At 53.3% G+C, this 5,182-nt stretch carries 2 tRNA genes and 2 rRNA genes; all 4 read left to right on the plus strand.

What is annotated here, in order from left to right:
- The first annotated feature begins 242 nt into the window (after positions 1 to 242).
- A 16S ribosomal RNA gene (locus tag KXD86_RS18820) occupies positions 243 to 1,782 on the plus strand.
- A gap of 89 nt (positions 1,783 to 1,871) precedes the next feature.
- Positions 1,872 to 1,948 (plus strand) — tRNA-Ile (locus KXD86_RS18825).
- 45 nt (positions 1,949 to 1,993) lie between these two features.
- Positions 1,994 to 2,069, plus strand: a tRNA-Ala gene (locus KXD86_RS18830).
- 320 nt (positions 2,070 to 2,389) lie between these two features.
- Positions 2,390 to 5,182 (plus strand): 23S ribosomal RNA (locus tag KXD86_RS18835); the annotation flags it as partial.

Consider the following 5,182-nt stretch of genomic DNA (forward strand, 5'->3'; position numbering starts at 1 on the left):
TTTTTCGGCGGTTTCCGGAGACGGAAAACAACGAAAAATAAACGGTTGACAAGGTGGCGGTTCGATGTAGAATACGCGGCCTTGATTGAGCAACGGCTCAAACGCTCTTTAAAAAATTAACCAAGTAATTCGTGTGGGCGCTGGCCGAGGTATTTCGGATACGAAATATCAGGACAGTGACTCGTCGAAATTGAGTTTTGTCTTGAGCAAGAATAGAGAATCTTCGGATTCTTGTATGATTTAAACTGAAGAGTTTGATCATGGCTCAGATTGAACGCTGGCGGCAGGCTTAACACATGCAAGTCGAGCGGTAACAGGGGGTGCTTGCACCCCGCTGACGAGCGGCGGACGGGTGAGTAATGCATAGGAAACTGCCCAGTAGTGGGGGATAGCCCGGGGAAACCCGGATTAATACCGCATACGTCCTTCGGGAGAAAGCAGGGGATCTTCGGACCTTGCGCTATTGGATGTGCCTATGTCGGATTAGCTAGTTGGTGGGGTAAGAGCCTACCAAGGCGACGATCCGTAGCTGGTCTGAGAGGATGATCAGCCACATCGGGACTGAGACACGGCCCGAACTCCTACGGGAGGCAGCAGTGGGGAATATTGGACAATGGGGGAAACCCTGATCCAGCCATGCCGCGTGTGTGAAGAAGGCTTTCGGGTTGTAAAGCACTTTCAGTGAGGAGGAAAACCTTACGACTAATACTCGTGAGGCTTGACGTTACTCACAGAAGAAGCACCGGCTAACTCCGTGCCAGCAGCCGCGGTAATACGGAGGGTGCAAGCGTTAATCGGAATTACTGGGCGTAAAGCGCGCGTAGGTGGTTTGATAAGCGAGATGTGAAAGCCCCGGGCTTAACCTGGGAACGGCATTTCGAACTGTCAGGCTAGAGTGTGGTAGAGGGTAGTGGAATTTCCTGTGTAGCGGTGAAATGCGTAGATATAGGAAGGAACACCAGTGGCGAAGGCGGCTACCTGGACCAACACTGACACTGAGGTGCGAAAGCGTGGGGAGCAAACAGGATTAGATACCCTGGTAGTCCACGCCGTAAACGATGTCAACTAGCCGTTGGGACTCTTGAAGTCTTAGTGGCGCAGCTAACGCACTAAGTTGACCGCCTGGGGAGTACGGCCGCAAGGTTAAAACTCAAATGAATTGACGGGGGCCCGCACAAGCGGTGGAGCATGTGGTTTAATTCGACGCAACGCGAAGAACCTTACCTGGCCTTGACATGCAGAGAACTTTCCAGAGATGGATTGGTGCCTTCGGGAACTCTGACACAGGTGCTGCATGGCCGTCGTCAGCTCGTGTCGTGAGATGTTGGGTTAAGTCCCGTAACGAGCGCAACCCCTATCCCTAGTTGCTAGCAGTTCGGCTGAGAACTCTAGGGAGACTGCCGGTGACAAACCGGAGGAAGGTGGGGATGACGTCAGGTCATCATGGCCCTTACGGCCAGGGCTACACACGTGCTACAATGGCGCGCACAGAGGGCTGCAAACCCGCGAGGGGGAGCTAATCTCACAAAACGCGTCGTAGTCCGGATCGGAGTCTGCAACTCGACTCCGTGAAGTCGGAATCGCTAGTAATCGTGAATCAGAATGTCACGGTGAATACGTTCCCGGGCCTTGTACACACCGCCCGTCACACCATGGGAGTGGATTGCACCAGAAGTGGTTAGTCTAACCTTCGGGAGGACGATCACCACGGTGTGGTTCATGACTGGGGTGAAGTCGTAACAAGGTAGCCGTAGGGGAACCTGCGGCTGGATCACCTCCTTAAACGAAGCCGAAAGCTTCGGTCAGAGTCCACACGAATTACTTGGTTGATTAATAGAGAGAGCAGATGGGTCTATCAGGCCCGTACCATTGGGTCTGTAGCTCAGGTGGTTAGAGCGCACCCCTGATAAGGGTGAGGTCGGTGGTTCAAGTCCACCCAGACCCACCAAAATTGCTCAACTCCTGGAGTTGGCCAATTTGAGGTAGCTTAAATGGGGCTATAGCTCAGCTGGGAGAGCGCCTGCCTTGCACGCAGGAGGTCGGCAGTTCGATCCTGCCTAGCTCCACCAAAACTTTACTGGCGAACTTCGGTTCATCAGTGTCCAGAAACAAGCATTTCATCAATGACCGAGGTTGTTGGATGAAGTTCTTCTTTCTGATCACTGGGTCAGATTTGCTCTTTAACAAATTGGACGAGATAGAAATACCGATTGTCGGATTCCATTATCTCCGGAATTCGATGATCAAGTGATAGCGATTTCAAGCGTTATCCGGTGTTGTCGTTGAAGTGGTTGTATATGGCTTCAAGTGACTGTCTCGAATTGACACACCCATCGGGCTTGCCTGGTGAGTGGCGTTGCTTCGACGATCAGTTGTCTTGGGGTTATATAGTCAAGCAACTAAGCGCATACGGTGGATGCCTTGGCAGTCAGAGGCGATGAAAGACGTGGAAGCCTGCGATAAGGTTCGGGGAGCTGGCAAACGAGCTGTGATCCGGACATTTCTGAATGGGGAAACCCACCTGGTTTCGGCCAGGTACTGTGCACTGAATACATAGGTGTACAGGGCGAACCGGGGGAACTGAAACATCTAAGTACCCCGAGGAAAAGAAATCAACCGAGATTCCCTAAGTAGCGGCGAGCGAACGGGGACTAGCCCTTAAGCTGAACAACTGGTAGGAGAAGGCTCTGGAAAGTGCCGCCATAGTGGGTGATAGCCCCGTATCCGAAACCTGAGTTCAGTGAAATCGAGTAGGACGGGACACGTGATATCCTGTCTGAATATGGGGGGACCATCCTCCAAGGCTAAATACTCCTGACTGACCGATAGTGAACCAGTACCGTGAGGGAAAGGCGAAAAGAACCCCTGTGAGGGGAGTGAAATAGATCCTGAAACCGTATGCGTACAAGCAGTCGGAGCGGACTTGTTCCGTGACGGCGTACCTTTTGTATAATGGGTCAGCGACTTATGTTCAGTGGCGAGGTTAACCGTTTAGGGGAGCCGTAGGGAAACCGAGTCTGAATAGGGCGATTTAGTCGCTGGGCATAGACCCGAAACCGGGCGATCTATCCATGAGCAGGTTGAAGGTTGAGTAACATCAACTGGAGGACCGAACCCACTGTCGTTGAAAAGCCAGGGGATGACTTGTGGATCGGAGTGAAAGGCTAATCAAGCCCGGAGATAGCTGGTTCTCCCCGAAAGCTATTTAGGTAGCGCCTCGGACGAATACCACAGGGGGTAGAGCACTGTTTCGGCTAGGGGGTCATCCCGACTTACCAACCCGATGCAAACTCCGAATACCTGTGAGTACTATCCGGGAGACACACGGCGGGTGCTAACGTCCGTCGTGAAGAGGGAAACAACCCAGACCGCCAGCTAAGGTCCCCAAGTACCAGTTAAGTGGGAAACGATGTGGGAAGGCTCAGACAGCTAGGAGGTTGGCTTAGAAGCAGCCATCCTTTAAAGAAAGCGTAATAGCTCACTAGTCGAGTCGGCCTGCGCGGAAGATGTAACGGGGCTCAAACTGGTCACCGAAGCTGCGGCTGCATACTTTGTATGCGGGGTAGGGGAGCGTTCTGTAAGCCTGCGAAGGTGTGTTGAGAAGCATGCTGGAGGTATCAGAAGTGCGAATGCTGACATGAGTAACGACAATGCGGGTGAAAAACCCGCACGCCGGAAGACCAAGGGTTCCTGCGCAACGCTAATCGGCGCAGGGTGAGTCGGCCCCTAAGGCGAGACCGAAAGGTGTAGTCGATGGGAAACGGGTTAATATTCCCGTACCTTGGATAGCTGCGATGGAGAGACGGAGAAGGCTAGGTGAGCCGGGCGACGGTTGTCCCGGTTTAAGCGAGTAGGAAGTGGGCTTAGGCAAATCCGGGCCCATAATTCTGAGACGTGACGACGACTGCCCTTTCAGGGCGGGAAGTCATTGATGCCATGCTTCCAGGAAAATCTTCTAAGCTTCAGGCTATTCGAGACCGTACCCCAAACCGACACAGGTGGTCAGGTAGAGAATACCAAGGCGCTTGAGAGAACTCGGGTAAAGGAACTAGGCAAAATGGTGCCGTAACTTCGGGAGAAGGCACGCTGGTTGTATGTGAAGCCCCTGCGGGTGGAGCAGAAGCCAGTCGAAGATACCAGGCCCCTGCGACTGTTTATTAAAAACACAGCACTCTGCAAACACGAAAGTGGACGTATAGGGTGTGACGCCTGCCCGGTGCCGGAAGGTTAATTGATGGGGTTAGCATTCGTGCGAAGCTCTTGATCGAAGCCCCGGTAAACGGCGGCCGTAACTATAACGGTCCTAAGGTAGCGAAATTCCTTGTCGGGTAAGTTCCGACCTGCACGAATGGCGTAACGATGGGGGCGCTGTCTCTACCCGAGACTCAGTGAAATTGAAATCGCCGTGAAGATGCGGTGTATCCGCGGCTAGACGGAAAGACCCCGTGAACCTTTACTATAGCTTCACAGTGAACTTTGAGCAGTTTTGTGTAGGATAGCTGGGAGGCTTTGAAGCGGTGACGCCAGTCATCGTGGAGCCAACCTTGAAATACCAGCCTGAGCTGTTTGAGGTTCTAACTTGGTCCCCTTATCGGGGATGAGGACACTGTGTGGTGGGTAGTTTGACTGGGGCGGTCTCCTCCCAAAGCGTAACGGAGGAGCACAAAGGTGGGCTAAGCATGGTCGGACATCATGCGGTTAGTGTAATGGCACAAGCCCGCTTAACTGCGAGACAGACACGTCGAGCAGGTGCGAAAGCAGGTCATAGTGATCCGGTGGTTCTGTATGGAAGGGCCATCGCTCAACGGATAAAAGGTACTCCGGGGATAACAGGCTGATACCGCCCAAGAGTTCACATCGACGGCGGTGTTTGGCACCTCGATGTCGGCTCATCACATCCTGGGGCTGAAGCCGGTCCCAAGGGTATGGCTGTTCGCCATTTAAAGTGGTACGCGAGCTGGGTTTAGAACGTCGTGAGACAGTTCGGTCCCTATCTGCCGTGGACGTTGGAGATTTGAGGAAAGCTGCTCCTAGTACGAGAGGACCGGAGTGGACGAACCGCTGGTGTTCGGGTTGTGTCGCCAGACGCATTGCCCGGTAGCTATGTTCGGATAGGATAACCGCTGAAAGCATCTAAGCGGGAAGCCCCTTCCAAGATGAGATCTCCCTGGACCTTCGAGGT

Origin of the sequence: Marinobacter arenosus (assembly GCF_019264345.1) — a bacterium.
GTDB lineage: Bacteria > Pseudomonadota > Gammaproteobacteria > Pseudomonadales > Oleiphilaceae > Marinobacter > Marinobacter arenosus.